This window comes from Chryseobacterium pennipullorum (assembly GCF_003384725.1).
Taxonomy (GTDB): Bacteria; Bacteroidota; Bacteroidia; order Flavobacteriales; family Weeksellaceae; genus Chryseobacterium; species Chryseobacterium pennipullorum.
In genome coordinates, this window is sequence record NZ_QNVV01000009.1 from 12,594 (window position 1) to 28,725 (window position 16,132).

14 protein-coding genes and 1 tRNA gene are annotated in these 16,132 nt (G+C 36.0%); 7 read left to right on the forward strand and 8 right to left on the reverse strand.

The window, feature by feature from the left end; all coding sequences use genetic code 11:
- The first annotated feature begins 161 nt into the window (after positions 1-161).
- The 4 genes from DRF67_RS21565 to DRF67_RS11185 all read left to right on the forward strand — a co-directional run bounded on the left by DRF67_RS21565 (position 162) and on the right by DRF67_RS11185 (position 3,442).
- Positions 162-305 carry a bacteriocin-like protein gene (locus DRF67_RS21565; protein WP_165851789.1) on the forward strand — a complete coding sequence of 48 codons (144 nt, stop codon included), beginning with the start codon at positions 162-164 and terminating at the stop codon, positions 303-305.
- 387 nt (positions 306-692) lie between these two features.
- On the forward strand, positions 693-2,015 hold the full coding sequence (gene mgtE / locus DRF67_RS11175; protein ID WP_115928394.1) for a magnesium transporter: 1,323 nt from the start codon (positions 693-695) through the stop codon (positions 2,013-2,015).
- A 27-nt stretch (positions 2,016-2,042) separates the two neighbouring features.
- Positions 2,043-2,780: an ABC transporter substrate-binding protein gene (locus DRF67_RS11180; protein WP_115928395.1), complete on the forward strand. Its 738-nt coding sequence runs from the start codon at positions 2,043-2,045 to the stop codon at positions 2,778-2,780.
- A gap of 194 nt (positions 2,781-2,974) precedes the next feature.
- Entirely contained in the window at positions 2,975-3,442 is a 468-nt protein-coding gene (locus DRF67_RS11185; protein WP_115928396.1) for a cupin domain-containing protein, read from the forward strand.
- Between the two features lie 108 nt (positions 3,443-3,550).
- On the opposite strand, the gene DRF67_RS11190 is transcribed toward DRF67_RS11185, so the two are convergent.
- Together DRF67_RS11190 and DRF67_RS11195 are read right to left on the reverse strand one after the other, a co-directional pair.
- A complete protein-coding gene (locus DRF67_RS11190) occupies positions 3,551-4,000 on the reverse strand; it encodes a GAF domain-containing protein (protein WP_115928397.1) in 450 nt (149 codons plus the stop codon).
- Positions 4,001-4,011: 11 nt separating this feature from the next.
- Positions 4,012-5,439, reverse strand: coding sequence for a TonB-dependent receptor (locus tag DRF67_RS11195; RefSeq protein ID WP_115928398.1), 1,428 nt, complete (start codon positions 5,437-5,439; stop codon positions 4,012-4,014).
- 54 nt (positions 5,440-5,493) lie between these two features.
- Between DRF67_RS11195 and DRF67_RS11200 the strand changes: the two genes are divergently transcribed.
- A complete protein-coding gene (locus tag DRF67_RS11200) occupies positions 5,494-6,261 on the forward strand; it encodes an MBL fold metallo-hydrolase (protein ID WP_115928540.1) in 768 nt (255 codons plus the stop codon).
- Between the two features lie 93 nt (positions 6,262-6,354).
- Positions 6,355-6,434 (forward strand) — tRNA-Leu (locus DRF67_RS11205).
- A 28-nt stretch (positions 6,435-6,462) separates the two neighbouring features.
- Here DRF67_RS11205 and DRF67_RS11210 read toward each other — a convergent pair.
- From DRF67_RS11210 to DRF67_RS11235, 5 genes are all read right to left on the reverse strand, one after another.
- Positions 6,463-6,858: a hypothetical protein gene (locus tag DRF67_RS11210; RefSeq protein WP_123912734.1), complete on the reverse strand. Its 396-nt coding sequence runs from the start codon at positions 6,856-6,858 to the stop codon at positions 6,463-6,465.
- A gap of 155 nt (positions 6,859-7,013) precedes the next feature.
- Entirely contained in the window at positions 7,014-8,444 is a 1,431-nt protein-coding gene (locus DRF67_RS11215) for a tetratricopeptide repeat protein (RefSeq protein WP_115928400.1), read from the reverse strand.
- Positions 8,445-8,599: 155 nt separating this feature from the next.
- Positions 8,600-11,662: a non-ribosomal peptide synthetase gene (locus tag DRF67_RS11220; RefSeq protein WP_115928401.1), complete on the reverse strand. Its 3,063-nt coding sequence runs from the start codon at positions 11,660-11,662 to the stop codon at positions 8,600-8,602.
- Positions 11,663-12,584: 922 nt separating this feature from the next.
- Entirely contained in the window at positions 12,585-13,907 is a 1,323-nt protein-coding gene (locus DRF67_RS11230; protein WP_123912735.1) for a hypothetical protein, read from the reverse strand.
- A gap of 14 nt (positions 13,908-13,921) precedes the next feature.
- Positions 13,922-14,203: a hypothetical protein gene (locus DRF67_RS11235; protein WP_115928404.1), complete on the reverse strand. Its 282-nt coding sequence runs from the start codon at positions 14,201-14,203 to the stop codon at positions 13,922-13,924.
- Positions 14,204-14,786: 583 nt separating this feature from the next.
- Here DRF67_RS11235 and DRF67_RS11240 point away from each other — a divergent pair.
- Positions 14,787-15,383, forward strand: coding sequence for a Crp/Fnr family transcriptional regulator (locus tag DRF67_RS11240; protein ID WP_115928405.1), 597 nt, complete (start codon positions 14,787-14,789; stop codon positions 15,381-15,383).
- Positions 15,384-15,659: 276 nt separating this feature from the next.
- On the opposite strand, the gene DRF67_RS11245 is transcribed toward DRF67_RS11240, so the two are convergent.
- Positions 15,660-15,884, reverse strand: coding sequence for a hypothetical protein (locus tag DRF67_RS11245; protein ID WP_115928406.1), 225 nt, complete (start codon positions 15,882-15,884; stop codon positions 15,660-15,662).
- Positions 15,885-16,132: the final 248 nt, after the last annotated feature.

Sequence of the window (16,132 nt, forward strand, 5' to 3'; positions counted from 1 at the left end):
ACTAATGGTATAGATTCACAATGCTTGTATCACCTACTTTTTATAAATAGTATCAGAATTTTTTATAAAAAATCATCATTCCCGGTTTTTTATACAGAAAGATTCTACAACCTTTGTCCCGAATCACTCAACAAATTCCAACACCTTAAAAACAAAGTATTATGAAAAATCTAAAGAAGCTTAACCGAAATCAGCAGAAAACAATTCAGGGAGGGTCCTTACAACGATGTACCAGCCATTCCCAATGTAGATTTTCGTGGTGCTGCAGAGGAGCATGTACACCCTCCGCATGCATTGAAGACTAAGGACTTCAAGTGTGTTTAACCAATAATACCTGAATCAGTATGAAAAATTCAAATTTTAAAAAGCTTGACAGACAAGCGCAAAAAAGTATTCATGGCGGCGGACCAAGAAAATGTTTAGATGAAAACCAATGTAATCTTGGAGAATGCTGCAGCGGAGGATCCTGTATTCGCTCTCCCTACCCTATCTGTGGGCCAATTCTTGAATAAAAGATGAACTTTTAGTTTCCAGACATCCGTTGACGCGGATGTTTTTTTGTTTCACACGCTAACGTTCTTATTATCTGCACCATAAAGCATCACTGCATTTTAAATTATCCTTAAATCTTCTCCGGCATTGGTCAGTCTTAAAAATTTGAATTATTTTTGCATATCAAAAAATCACACAATTTGAACTCCAGAGACGAACTTATTTTCAATCCCGCCGATATTGCCGAAACTCTCAGCGAACTTCCTGCTGATGAGCGACTGCTCGCGTTTTTGAAAGTTCCAAAAGAGTACAAAGCAGAGGTTTTTTCTCATCTCGATCCTGATTTCCAGGAAGATACCATCAGAAGTATCGGAAGCGATGAAGTTTCTGAAATTCTGAATGCCATGACTCCGGATGACAGAACAGCCCTTTTCGAGGATTTTCCGGATGAGCTTATCAAATACTCGATCAATCATCTTAATCCACAGGAAAGAAGGATTGCCTTAAAACTCTTAGGGTATAATTCTGAGTCTATTGCCCGTCTGATGACGCCTTATTATATCCAGATCCGTAAGGAATGGACGGTAAAGCGGTGTCTGCAGCAAATAAAAAAGGTAGGACGACGAGTAGAAACCATGAACTACCTCTATGTAGTGGATGAAAGAAACCGCCTGATCGATGACCTTGCGATCGGAACTTTATTGCTGGAGGAAGAAGACACCCTGGTTTCCGATATTACAGACAATCATTTTGTAGCCATTACCACTACAACCTCTAAAGAGGATGCGGTAACCTACTTTGAAAAATATGACCGTGGCGCACTTCCCATCATTACAGAGGCTGGTGTTTTGGTAGGCATTGTAACGATTGATGACATCCTGGATCAAATAGAACAGCAAAATACGGAAGACATTCAGAAATTTGGGGGATTGGAAGCCTTGGATCTTCCCTATACCCAGACATCATGGACAGAAATGATTAAGAAAAGGGCTACCTGGCTGATCATTTTGTTTATTTCCGAAATGCTGACCGCCTCAGCCATGGGATATTTTGATAAGGAAATTGAAAAAGCTGTTGTTCTCGCACTATTTGTTCCATTGATTATTTCCAGTGGCGGAAATTCCGGGTCCCAGGCAGCAACGCTGATTATCCGTGCAATGGCTCTACAGGAAATCGGACTGAAAGACTGGTGGTATGTCATGAGGAAAGAAATTATTTCAGGAATATGCCTCGGGGTTATTCTCGGTCTCATCGGATTTATCAGGATTATGCTGTGGCAGCAAATCGGACTTTTCGATTACGGACAATACTGGGTGTATGTTGGACTAAGCGTCTCCATCTCCCTTATCGCCATTGTATTATGGGGAACTTTATCGGGTTCCATGATTCCTTTCGTTTTAAAGAAGTTAAAGCTTGACCCTGCAACATCTTCTGCTCCATTTGTAGCAACTTTAGTGGATGTCACCGGGCTTATCATTTATTTTACCGTAGCCGGACTTTTCTTAACGGGAAAACTTTTGTAATTTTAGGCATCATCTTAACATGCCAATATGAAAATTGTATCTCTTGTACCCTCTATTACAGAGGCTCTATTTGACCTTGGACTCACCGAAAATGAAGTAATCGGCCGCACAAAATTCTGCATTCACCCTCAGGATAAAGTAAAAAACGTAAAGATCATCGGCGGTACCAAAAACATTCATATTGATACAATCAGGGCATTAAAACCCGATCTTATCCTTGCTAATAAGGAGGAAAACATCAAAGAACAAGTGGAAGCATTAATGGCTGACTTTAAAGTCATGGTCACGAATGTTGAAACTATTGAAGACAATTATTACCTGCTGAAAAATCTCGGAAAATTACTGGGCCAGGAAGACAGGGCTCAACTATTCAATCTTAAAATTTACGACATTCTTCATCAGGCCAAGCTTGAAACGAAGGTAAAAGCAGCATATCTTATCTGGAAGAATCCGTATATGACCATTGGTTCAGACACTTTTATACACAGGATCCTCACCGAAATCGGCTTTGAAAATATTTTCCAAAAGAAAACCCGGTATCCCATCATCACAACAGAAGATCTTGCGGAGGCAGAGGTAATCATACTGTCTTCCGAGCCGTTCCCATTCAAACCAAAACATATTGAGGAACTCCGGGCCATTTATCCTGATAAAAAAATAATAATTGTGGATGGGGAGGCATTCTCCTGGTATGGGACGCATATTGCAAAATGTGAGCATTACTTCAGGGAACTCATCTCTGAAATCCATGCGATGCAGTTTTGATTTTTCTAAACCGTAAAGGCACATAAAATTTTAACACTTTTGTTATTTTAAAGTGATTACTCATTGCCTGCTAAATTCTTTGATGATGATATGAATATTGTCTTTTACCAGCTGTGGAAAAAAAATTCGGAAAAATTGAATCTTGTCTTATCGTATAATTTTGGTACATTGTTCATCATTTATATTCAAAAGACATGTCTGACACTATTATTTTATCTGAAGGAGCTGAATTTGATCACGTTATCCAGGAAGTTTCAAAGTACATCCACCTTTATGTTATGGCCTTTGAAAAAGAAGAACGAACCTTTACACGTATTGACAAGCGGAACAACATGTATGGAGGAAACGGCACCGTATATATGATACAGATGTTTGGTCAGAAAGAATTAGCCAATAACCGACTGGCTGCTTATATGGTTTTATTGAACAAGGGTGACGAATCGGGATTCCATACCCACAATGAAAGAAATGAGGAAGAGCTGTATGTTGTCGTACACGGGACCGGAGAATATCGGGAAAGAACCGGAACAGAAGGACCGGAGCGTAAAAAAACGCTTCAAAAGGGAGATATTACCGCAATCAGCTCCATAGGCTACCATTCCGTTGAAAACACCGGAAATGAGCCATTAATCATGTTTGTGATTACCACCAATACCCCTTAGTAAATTTAATAGTGATGCTTATTGACGTGTCCTGCTTTAGATTTTCAATACCATAAAAAAACTCCGGCTTTAGCCGGAGTCTATATTTTAAATATCTTCAGATATTCGTTACAGAATCTTTGAAACCTCACTGCACAGCCACTCCAGCAACTGACGGTCTTCGTCTGTGAAAGGATCTACGGTATGGGAGTCAATATCAATCTGACCGATATTTTTACCCTCTTTAAAAATCGGAACTACTATTTCCGCTTTGGTATCAATGGAACAGCTCAGATAATTGCTTTCTTCCTTCACATCCGGAACTACAAATGTTTCATTGGAAACAGCCACCTGGCCACAGATTCCTTTTCCGTAAGGAATAATCGTATGATCGGTAGGAGCCCCAACATAAGGTCCCAGGATCAGCTCATCCTTATCTCCGTTTTTGAAGTAAAATCCTGTCCAGTTGAAATACGAAATTTCCTGATCCAGCAGGTGACAAACTTTCTCAAGTTTTTCTTCTGTATTATGCTTAGGACTTTCAAGAATTGAGGAAAGTCTTTTCTTTAATTCTGACATTTTATTTATTTTTAAGAGAATTGTTTAAGGGAAAGTTCTTCTTTGTATCCGAACATTCCACGTTCTATAATCATTTCTGAAACTCCTTCAGGAACCTGTGTTTCCCAACCTTTAGTGCCACATGCTATTTTTCTCAGGATTTCTCTTGAGTAAATTTCCAGAAACTCAGGATTATAATTGGTAATGTCTACAATACGGTTATTACGTTTGAAATATTTATAGAGTTCCTTCAGATTTTCTTCCACTTTAAGGTTGGAAGAATCCAGCAGCTGGTGCGTTTCAGGATCTTTATAAGGATACAGATACACCCTCATACCGTTTCGGAAAAATTTACCGAATGCCTCAAGAATTCCTCCGGATAAGTTTTTATAATATTTCTCATCAAATACCATCAGAAGGTTGTTGACTCCCATTGCTACTCCGATATTTCCACCAGTATAAGAGGCAAAATAATCAATTAGTCTGTAATATTCTGAGAAATTTGAAATGATAACGGTATACCCCAGTTTACCCAGAATGTCTACCCTGTCCAGGAAATCTCTTTCATCAATATCCCCGTCTGCCCTCAGGTTTGAAATCGTGATCTCAATAAGAACTTCTGTTTCCTCATGGGTACAGATGGCATCTTTAAAGAACATATCCATCCCATTCTTCAGCATATCTATATTTACTTTGGTAACCGGTCTGAAACTTCCTCTTACCGCAAAAATATTCTTTTTGTATAATACGTCTGCCGGCAGCATATTGTTTCCTTCAGAATTGAAGATTACGGCATCCGTCATTCCGTTCTTTACCAGCTGAAGAGACATCAGCCTGTTGTCTACATAGGCAAAGGCCGGTCCGCTGAAATCGATCATATCAATTTCCAGATTATCTTTTGCGATGTCGTCATATAAAGACTCCACCAGCGTTCTTGGGTTGTCAAAGTAATTGAAAGCTCCGAAGATAAGATTCACCCCAAGATTCCCTAATGTTTCCTGTTGTAAAGTCGCATCATTTTCCTTGAATTTCACATGGATAACGATCTCATTATAATCTTCATTTTCTTTGGTCTGAAAACGGATTCCTACCCAGCCGTGGCCTTTTACTGTTTTGTCGAAGTTGATGGTGGTTACCGTATTGGCATACGAAAAGAATTTTCTGTCCGGATTATTATCCCTTGAAATTCTCTCTTCGATCAATGCTACTTCATATCTGAGCATTTTACGAAGCCTGTTTTGGGTAACGTACCTGTTTTTTACTTCTTTTCCGTAGATGGCATCACTAAAATCTTTGTCGTAAGCAGACATTGCCTTAGCAATCGTACCGGAAGCTCCCCCTGCTCTAAAAAAGTGGCGAACAGTCTCCTGCCCTGCTCCAATTTCTGCGAAAGTACCATAAATAGTAGGATCTAGATTAATTGTTAATGCTTTTTGTTTAGGAGTTAGTTTCTGATACATTAGGACATGAAATTTTTTGTAAATTTACCAAAATTAAACCAACCTCAAAACAAAATGAAGTTGAAATTTTTAGGAACCGGTACTTCGCAAGGTGTGCCCGTTATAGGCTGTACATGTGAAGTATGTACTTCCGAAAATCCCAAAGACAAACGCTTACGCTCTTCCGTGATGGTGACTACGGAGGAAAATAAAAAGATACTCATCGACTGCGGCCCGGATTTCAGGCAGCAAATGCTTAGCAACAACGAGCATACCGTGGATATTGCCCTGATTACCCATGAGCATAACGATCATGTGATAGGTCTTGATGATATGCGCCCCCTGATTTTTAAGAGCGGGAAAGATGTACCGCTTTATTGCTACCACCGGGTAGCTTATGAGATCAAAAATCGTTTTCCCTATGCTTTTGCAGACGTCCGCTATCCCGGAGCTCCGGCTTTTGAACTTCACGAGATTGAAAACAAACCCTTCCAGGTTCTGGACACAGAAATCACCCCTGTTGAAGTGATCCACTATAAGATTACCGTGTTCGGATATAAATTTAAAAAACTCGCTTACATCACAGACGCCGGTTTTATTTCAGAAACAGAGAAGGAAAAACTTAAAAATCTCGATGTGCTGATCTTAAACTGCATCCGAAAATTTGATCCCCACCCCGCCCATTTTATTCTTCCGGATGTAATCCGACTGTTTGAAGAGTTACAACCAAAAAAATTATTTCTGACCCACATCAGCCATCACCTGGGCCTGCATGATATTGAAGATAAGCAGCTTCCGCCCGGCATCCACCTTGCCTACGATGGTTTGGAACTTAATTTTTAATTTTTTTCTTCAAAAAAGCTTTTGAACCTTGAAAAAAGTTTATATATTTGCACACCAATTTGAAACAAACATCACGTTTGGAATCAACATCAAGCCCAGGTGGCGGAATTGGTAGACGCGCTGGTCTCAAACACCAGTTCTTAGGAGTACCGGTTCGATCCCGGTCCTGGGTACAAGACCGGAAAGAGGTGATAATTCACTTTATTTCCGGTTTTTTTTCGCACCTAACTCGTTGTTTATCTGACACATATAAGAGAGCAAAACATTGGATCGAGTGGTTCGATAATGATTTTTAAAAAATTGCAGTTTTTCAGGGAATATCGAACCAATGATTTTACGTTTTATGTCCATATCCCCGTCAGTATAGACTTTCGCAAGGTCTACCAGGTTCGATAATGCTTGGTCTAGTAGTTTTTGAAAATCTATTTTCTTATTATCTTTTCCTTTAGTTAATTTAGCTTCAAGTTTTTCAATTTGTCCTTTACAGTCGGTCTTAATTTCAAGATAATCTTCATCATCAATTTTTATTTTGCTGTTGAGAGAATTAAAAGTATTTGTGATTTCATTGATCGGCAATATCTGATTGTATTCCTTCAAATAAGATCAGACAATTAGTAATGATAGAATGAGTTACAACATTGTCAGCAAATGTACTTTGTTGATACGCAAGGTAAGACACTGCATTTGTACCAATCTTGACAATTATACAATTGATAACAGTAATATATTGTAGATTTCATTAAATAGGAATATCAATATTTTGTGATCCATTTATTAAAATCCGATTCAGAAGAAATACCCAGTTTTTTCTTTAAACGGTATTTTTTTGATTCTACAGTTCTTATAGAAAGATGCGCATACTCCGCGATTTCTTTATTGGAAAAATTTAATTTTATATAAGCACAAAACAAAATATCATTTGCAGTAAGAGCAGGATTTTCTTTTGTTAAATTATCGTAAAAGTCTGAATAAGCTTCCCTAAATTTATGGATAAAAGACGGGTCTGATTTTATAGCAAGCTGAACAACTTCCTCATAAAGATTTTCAAGTTTTCTTCTGAGAATGTCAGTTTCATGTTTTTTTTCATTTAGCATTTTATCTTGCCTTTTATATCTTACTTTATGAACATTATCAATGATCAAAATAATGGCTGTGCTCACTAAAATAATACTGGCGAAACCATAATAGAAATTCTTACTGTTGGCTGTAAAATCTTCTTCCTGACTTGCCAATATATCTTCTACAGATGTATTTAAAGCTACCTTTTCACTTTCCCGCAAGCTGTCATTTAACCGAGAATATTTTGCTAGATATTCATTTTCTTTTTGCAGATTATTGAGACGTTTGTACAGTATTGCCAAAAGCTTATACGTTTCTAACGTTCTTTTTCGGAGCCCAGCCCTATGCGTAATAGCTAATGATTCCAATAAATACTGCAACGATTTATTATATTCTTTTTTTTCTATATTAAGCCTTCCATAAGCTCTTAGTACATTAGCTTTTCCCTCCACAGGAATTTTTTTTATCAATAATAAATGGTTAGCCTTATTGATATAATACTCTGCAGAATCTATATTATTGTTTTTGAAATGTCTATTTGCAATGGTTATATAAAGCATCGGCATTGGTGACTTCATACATTTCCGTTCATTACTGTATACCGAATCTACCAACCCTAAAAAACCAAAACAAGAACGTTTCCAATCATAAACAGAGTATTGTATTCTCTGCTTTTCTTTTTCATGCGAAATTTTTTTGGCCACTTCCAAAGCTTTATTAAACCTTTGCAATGCTCTTTTATGTAGCCCGAGGGAAAAATAGTTTACTCCATATACATGATTCATCTGAGCCTCAAGACCCGCGTCATTAAGTTTCGTGAGCTTTTTTCGGGCGATATCCAGAAATTGTAAACTTTCTTTGTTCCTATTTATACCGCTGAGTGCATTGGCAATATTGATATACCCTTTTATTTCGCCTGGTATATAGCCCAGCTTCTTACATTTAATAATCAGTTTTTTTTCTGCTAAAATGATGCTGTTAAAATCACCTTTGTTTAGCCATTTATTATGTATTTCCTTCCGCAGACTATCGACTTCCCATGTTGCAGATCTACCACTGCTCAACACTCCAAAGAAAAGAAGCAGACAAAAAGCTGCTTTTTCCAAAAAATATTTGATATTCATAGTTTCACTTTTTTAGTACGTATTACTAAATACTATTAACTATATCAAGGCTTTATAAAAGCAATATTACTACTAGCTTTGAATTTATTTTCACATTTTTTACCACTTAAAAAGTGGCTATTACAAAACAGTAATAGCCATCTTTTTTGAAAACATTAAATCATTTTCATAAACCTTAGATAGGCTTCAATTACATTTTTATTAAAAACCGCAGGCCTGATATCTGTGTCTTTTAGAAAGTGTTCTGTATTGTTGCTTTTAAAATAATAGGTGTTTTCATATGCCTCAACAAGGGATTTACCTTCATGCACATCATCGGTAAACAAATAAAGCAAAGAGTAAATTGGCAGTTCTTGATTTCTCCTCCATTGCTCAAACCAATTCCGGAAATCCAAACCTCGCATTTCCAATCCACAATAATCACTAATTCGGACGCAAAAATCGGTAAGAGATAAATCATGCTGAGGTAGCGGATTCAGATTGAAATTTAGTCCTAGAGCTTCGGGTTTTCGGCTGATATGTGCCATCGCTTTACAAACATAATCAACTGTTACTACTTCGTCTTTTAAACCCATTACCAATGGAAATGCTTTCAGCTCAATACATGATCGCATCAGAGAGCTCCACCATTGATTTAAAGGTGTTGCGCCAGTTTTTCCATGACATACAACAAAACCTAAACGAAAATTGATCAATGGCAGCCCTTTTTCACGCGCTTTTGAGGCCATACTTTCCATTACCCATTTACTTCGGATATACCCCATATCACGACAGACAGCAGGCAGATTCTGTTCAATAGGCTCATCTTCTGTCATCCAGGTTTTCCCTGTAAAGCTTCTTCCCCAGCTATACACACCCATTGAAGAAGAAATGATCAAAAATTTAGTTTTATCATTAACTGCAAGATGAAGTATATTAGCCATTCCATCAACATTAGGCTTTTTAATATATTCATATGGTTTTACATAACTTACATCGCTTGCCATATGATAAATAACCTCAATATCTTTTAGTAGTTTTTCATATGTACTTTCGTCAATCCCCAACTTAGGCTCGGTCAGGTCACCTAAAATAATCTTAATTCTATTTTCGTATTTAATCTCCCAAACCAATTTGAATTTTAAAAATGTACTTTTAATGCGTTCTAAAGCTAATTCTTCATTTTCGGCACGAACAAGACAATAGATCAGGGCTTCAGGATTTTTTGGTAGAAGCTCCTCCAATAAGTGTGAACCAACAAAACCTGTAACTCCTGTAAGAAAAATATAAGAGGGATTAGCTAAAATCTGTGGGTCAGGTTGCACTGTTATTTCAAAATCAAAAGGTAGTTCTGCATCTTTTAATAGCTGCTCCTCTACAAATCGGGCTTTCTGCTGTTGACTGGCTTCATTTTGATACAATCTGCTTTCTGCTTCTGTTACAAAAAGACTGATTGTAGGATAACGATATAATTCTGGAAGCGAAACTTTTTTCTGCACATTTATAGGCAAGCGCTCATGCAGTTGAGCTAACATTAAAGAATGTCCCCCAAGATCAAAAAAGTTATCGTTTTCATCTATATGCTCAAGATTCAGCAAATCCATCCATATTTCAGTCAATTCTTGTTTAAGATCCTCGGCCTCAACTTTTGCTTTTGCTTTTCTCTCAGTCTTCTGTAATGGGACATGCAACTTGCTTTTATCTATTTTTCCTGTCAATGTCAAAGGAAGTTTATCATATAAAATAACTTTTTCTGGAAGCATATAGGTAGGTAAACTCCGTTTTAACCTCGCGCGGATATCTTCCAGTGAAATCCGTTCTTTGTCATTATCATACAATTCTAAAAATGCAATAAGTATTGGTAATCCCATCTGCGGACGATGAACTTTTACTGCTACATTAGCAACTTGTGCCAGTTGTGCTATATGATGTTCAATTTCTTTTAATTCAATTCTGAATCCTCTTAATTTCACCTGATCGTCAAGCCTTCCGACAAACTCTATATTACCGTCTTGCCTCCAGAATCCACGGTCCCCGGATTTATAAAGTCGATAGTCAGATCCATATTTTGATTTCATCCATTCCGGAGCTTCAATAAAGACTTCTGCTGTCTCATTAGGTTTATTTATATACCCCTTTGCCACTTGCTTACCACCAATATAAATTTCACCTGTGATCCCACTATCTACATACTCAAGATCCTTATTAAGGATATGTATATCTGCACTATCCAGTGGCTTACCTATTATATGGGGATTTGTATCATCATCTTTAAACTGATGGCTCACAACACTTACTGTTGTTTCTGTTGGTCCATATACATTAATAAGACGTACACGTTTACACCAGTTTTTTATGGTCTGTTCAGAAGGAACTTCTCCGGCTATTGATAGTGTGTGAAGGCTGCCAATAGGAACATCTGTCGGAAGAGTACTCAATACAGCCGGAGGAAGATAAGGTACAACGTCAATATTGTGATCAACAATAAAATCCAATAATGGTTTTCCTATTATTTTATTATCAGGATATAAAAATATAGTGGCTCCGCTAAATAAAGGAATCCATATATCGATGATCGAAACATCAAAGCCGGTTGAACTAAACTGAAGCGTTCTGTCTTTCGCTGAAAATCCCCAAAGATTGGTAAACGAATGTACAAAAGTGTAAAATGCTTCATGATGGATTTCAACGCCTTTTGGCACTCCGGTACTACCTGAAGTATAGATAATATATGCCGTTTGCATAGGATCTATCTGATCAGGTTGTATCAACTGTTTATTGTACTCCAGGGCCTCATAGACACGGTTATCCATTGTGAGGAGTTTAAGATCCATTCCAGCAACTTTATCGATATAAGTACTACTCGTAATAATCAGTTCTGTATGAGCATTATCAAGCATCATTTTCATTCTGCTTTCGGGCAGCTGTCCATCCAATGGAATATAGGCGGCACCGATTTTAAGTACAGCCAAAAAGGATATAATCCGGTCTACAGACTGTGGCATGCATACAGCTATAGAGGTTCCTGCCTTCAGTTCCAGAGTTTGCAAGTAGGAAGCTAAAAGGTCAGAACGTCTGTCCAACTCACCATAAGAGATACTTACGGTTTCAGATATTATAGCTGTTTTGTTGGGAATGGATTTACTTACAGCTTTAAAAATTGAAATTACATTTTTAAAATCATTGTTCTGAATGAGAAAATCAGTAGAAAGATTTTCTTGATTGATTTGGTGTTTCATTTGTTTAAGTTTTGGGTTACTAAAAATATTTTTAAATATTAATCGGAAATGTCATACTATTATCTATCTCTCTAAATTAGGATTGGTAGAAAATCATACAGTTGATTGCGCCTAACTAATAAATATTTATCAGACGATATTCTCTGCGAAAATTGTTATAGTTACCTATTTGTTAAGAGGAGATATGATTTATCAATACTGATATGAAGCAAATATAATATTAGGCAACATTTCAATAATATGGCTTAAATCATACGTTACTATACATTATTTATTTTCAATCATAAAATCAATGTATTACAAAATATAAAATACATCAATAACAAAACTCAAACATACTTTAAGCTTTCTAGTTTAAATAAGTTAAGGAGCCTTAATCCTATATGAAGATTATTAGATTTTGTAGTATCATAATACTTTTTTTTTATCTGTACAATACATCGAATCCGTAATAAGCCACTTGAAACATTTATGAATGATAGTAATTGAAAATCTATTATACCTTCCCAAAATAATGGCATCAACTGTGTTTAGTTGACGCCATTTGGCAAATTTGCAACCTTGATCAGAGCTATACAAAAACCTTTGCCTATGATTATTCGTTTAAGTCAAATTAAACAAGAATTAAAAACTTCATTTTATCAGTAATTCTCTTTAAAAACTAAAAAGCTTAGTATGACTTTTTCATATTTATTTTATTCGTTAATCATTTAGCTACACATCATCTGACTCTTTGTAAAAAATATAAAAAAGACCAACTGTCGCAGTGTGATTTTTTTTCCGCATTTGTTGTCAAATTTCCACTTACCTATATGATATACTGCATCCTATTTTAAAATAAATGATTACAAGATTAAAGTTTAGTAATGACTGACGTATAGTCTTATAATGAATCCTAGTGAAATACTATACAAGATTTTTCTTATAATGCTGTAACACTAAACAATGCCTTAAATTCAGCTAAGTTTGCGTAGCCAAAACTAGTAGGATATGAAATTCCGCCGCTTGCGCTGGCGGCGGCATTTGCTCCGGTAAGGTAAACCACAGCGTTAAGGGTGTCTCCTGCATTTAAGGAAACCATTCCGGTAACAAGCACAGAATATCGTAATGCTGCCTGTAGAGGTGTTGCCCATCTTATGGTGGCATTATCCATAATAATAGTCCCACCAGAGGCATTTCCACCTGCGTTTTTTCTTATTTCAAGGTTTACAGGATAGAAAAAGCCTGAGAGATTTCTGGCTGGGGTAGAATTGGGCATAATATAAGCAGAAATTAAATAAATACCTGATTGTGCTACTGTATACGTTCCGTTGCTCAGATTAAAGCGTCCATTTGGGTCGGTAACTGTGGTATCAAATTTTTGGAAAAATCTCTGGTTTACGCTCCCGCCGTCAACACCACCATTTGTGATGTTAGTAGAGCCTAATGCTTCATTCGTCAATGATATAGAGGCTAAGGTTGCAGAGGCTGGGTTCATTGCTCCCCATTGTGTTACTCCAGAAGCATTGGTTGTAAGGACATATCCGTTGGCTGGTGCATTTGAAGGAAGTGTCAGTGTTCTATTTGCAGGAAGACTGGCAGGCGACTGTATTGATATGGAATTAGCTCCGTTTGCCGTATCTTCATAAAACTTTAATGATGAAGCTGCGCCTGACGAATTAGTGTTAAGTGAAATATTACCTGCAACATCTAATTTTTCAGATGGACTATTAGTTCCGATACCAACTCTATCATTAGATGCATCAATGCTTAAGGTATTGCTGTCAAAATTAATAGCATCAACACCAGCTCCTGTGATAGTAAGTTTATTCACACCGGTAACCCCCGATATACTGGTTGGCTCCGTAAGACTTCCTCCCAACTTCAAATTATTACCAGACATCGTTACACCATTGGTTGCTGTATATTGTGCTGATATTTTCTGCCAAAGTGTACCATCAAAATAATAGTAACCCACAGTATTCACATTACTTCTAGGCGGGTTGGTATCCCCTCCTGTTACATCACCGACATAAATTAAAGCTCCCCGCTGATCTGCATTATAAACGGCTGTATTATCCGTTAGCTCGGCTCTTGTAATGCGAGGCGGTATTAGTCCATATACCTGCGTATTGTCTGCAATTCCTGAGGCATTTCTTTTTGCGCTCACATCCAATGTAGATTTTGGTGTTGTAGTATTTATTCCTACTTGGGAAAAAGCCATTGACGAAAAGAATAAGGCTGTGGTTAATAAAAAATTCTTCATAATAAATGTTTTAATTAATAAATATAAAATGTGTTTAATAATGCTGATTTGTCGGTTAAAAAACGGTATAATTCATAATTGTTATGAATTATACCTTTATTCACCAGGTGTGTAATAGAACCATCAGGAACTGCTACTATTGAAATAAATTGAGGGGCTGATGCAGTAAGTTCGGGGTATAATTGATTATGTTTCTGGTCATCTCTCCTGTTGCATATTTGGTTTTCTATCTTACCTTTTTTAAACATAAGGGCATAAAGATAAATACTATCTGACAGCCTAATTATTTTTCTCATAGTAAGATAAATTTTATGCTTTTATGTTTAGCTAATTTATTGGTCAATTTAATTTAAAACACTTCAAGTTGAATTGATTTTAAATAAAAATTGTATCACAAACATACTTATGTTATAAAAAAATATACGCACTGCATTTATACTTCATTTTATTTAGTTTTGATTTTCAGACATTTAAATTTAAGCGAGGTGTAAATGCAGTGTGATAAAGAAGAAATGACAGGCTACTAATTAAATATAGTGATTGAAGGCTGTATCAAAAGATAGCTTTAATATGAGACGAAGCCTTTTTTAGTATCTACTATATAATTGACATCGTCGTTATTTAACTACGTCTTTGTTGGTAGATGTAAATCTTAGGTAAGCATTATTGTTGAGTATAAGTTCAATCCGTCAATGAAACAAGTTTACCTATATGTATCTAAAAATTTAGGTAAATCAATCCAATCAAGAGATTTTAGGTTGATGGTTTTATGTATCTTTAGAAAACATTTGTGCTTTCTCTTGCTAAAAGATTTAGTATAATCAGGAAAATTTAATCTTTGATATTCTATTAACTTTAATTCTAAAACTCAATATTATTATGATTATCGATCAAAATCTTTTGCAATTATACGGTGCAGAAACATCACAGTTTAAAGCCCATGAAACAATATTTCAAGAAGCTGATACTCCAAAACGTTACTATCAAATAATAGAGGGACGAGTTAAATTAAATCATTACGATGAAGACGGCAAAGAGATTATTCAAAGTGTTTTGTTTTCAGGACAGAGCGTTTGTGAGTTACTTCTTTTTATCACCGAAAAATATCCTGTAAATGCGATAACATTAACTCCTTGTGAAGTCACTACCATTCCAAAAAGCAACTTCTTTAAATTACTTGCTGATCATCCGAACGTATCTTTAGATATCAACAAGTTTATATCCGAACGATTGTACCAAAAATTTGTTATGATGCAGCATAATTTATCATTGAGACCAGAGGTGAGACTTTTAGGTATTCTTGACTACTTTAAAAGCTACAGCAATAACAAAGGAAAATACTCATTTGAAGTGTATTTAACCAGAAAACAGATGGCTGCCATCACAGGTTTACGAATTGAAACCGTGATTAGAGCTATTAAGAAAATGGAAAGTGATCATGTATTGAAATTGATTAACAGTAAAATATTCTACTAAAGCCTATCATGATAATTTGTATTGTGCAGAGCTATCTTTACCTTAAATTATAGGGAGGCAATTTAATCCTATATTGAATCTCTCGAAATAACATTTAGGGAGAGTAAGTAGATCATCTACAATTTCAAGGCAAAAGTATAAATAGAAAAACATTCCGTTTCTCCTCAATTTTTTTACCTGCTCCCTGTGTATGTTGTTGCGTCGTATTAACCGTTAACCATTTACTGAAATAGCTCCCAAATAGTTATCTCTATAAAAGTCAGAGTTAATAACAATTTAAAGCACCGTATATTTTTCGTAAAAGGGAGCAATCCTTGCTTTTACAATTATGAGAACAACTATACCATGTAATATAATACACGATATCGTCATTGTTTTATACCATTTATTGATCACGACAGTAAGCGAGCCATCTTCATCAATGAGTTTGTACATCTTTTTTTTAAAGTATGAAACAACAAGATCTTTCCTTTTGCCTTTTAGTGAAAATAAGTCTATCATAAGTATTGATAATTTTATGCTGTCCTTATTTCATGGTATTGTTTTATTATCCAAACGTAGGGAAATAATAAAAAATGTATTATGATCATGATCATAAAAGTACCGTTCTGGTCTTAAAAAATACCATTGCATAGGGCATTACAAGTGTTACAGATCATAAGACTGGCTAATCTTTTATTTATTTTCTTAAACCGACACGTCGTCTTTTATCTGTTTTCCTTTTTTTCTATTTTAGTTGAAACAAAAAA

Bases quoted from the DNA above. Each gene is read 5' to 3' on its own strand.
- DRF67_RS21565 (WP_165851789.1), top strand. From the start codon at position 162: ATGAAAAATCTAAAGAAGCTTAACCGAAATCAGCAGAAAACAATTCAG.
- DRF67_RS11180 (WP_115928395.1), top strand. From the start codon at position 2,043: ATGAAAATTGTATCTCTTGTACCCTCTATTACAGAGGCTCTATTTGAC.
- DRF67_RS11185 (WP_115928396.1), top strand. From the start codon at position 2,975: ATGTCTGACACTATTATTTTATCTGAAGGAGCTGAATTTGATCACGTT.
- DRF67_RS11190 (WP_115928397.1), bottom strand. From the start codon at position 4,000: ATGTCAGAATTAAAGAAAAGACTTTCCTCAATTCTTGAAAGTCCTAAG.
- DRF67_RS11195 (WP_115928398.1), bottom strand. From the start codon at position 5,439: ATGTATCAGAAACTAACTCCTAAACAAAAAGCATTAACAATTAATCTA.
- DRF67_RS11200 (WP_115928540.1), top strand. From the start codon at position 5,494: ATGAAGTTGAAATTTTTAGGAACCGGTACTTCGCAAGGTGTGCCCGTT.
- DRF67_RS11215 (WP_115928400.1), bottom strand. From the start codon at position 8,444: ATGAATATCAAATATTTTTTGGAAAAAGCAGCTTTTTGTCTGCTTCTT.
- DRF67_RS11220 (WP_115928401.1), bottom strand. From the start codon at position 11,662: ATGAAACACCAAATCAATCAAGAAAATCTTTCTACTGATTTTCTCATT.
- DRF67_RS11230 (WP_123912735.1), bottom strand. From the start codon at position 13,907: ATGAAGAATTTTTTATTAACCACAGCCTTATTCTTTTCGTCAATGGCT.
- DRF67_RS11235 (WP_115928404.1), bottom strand. From the start codon at position 14,203: ATGAGAAAAATAATTAGGCTGTCAGATAGTATTTATCTTTATGCCCTT.
- DRF67_RS11240 (WP_115928405.1), top strand. From the start codon at position 14,787: ATGATTATCGATCAAAATCTTTTGCAATTATACGGTGCAGAAACATCA.
- DRF67_RS11245 (WP_115928406.1), bottom strand. From the start codon at position 15,884: ATGATAGACTTATTTTCACTAAAAGGCAAAAGGAAAGATCTTGTTGTT.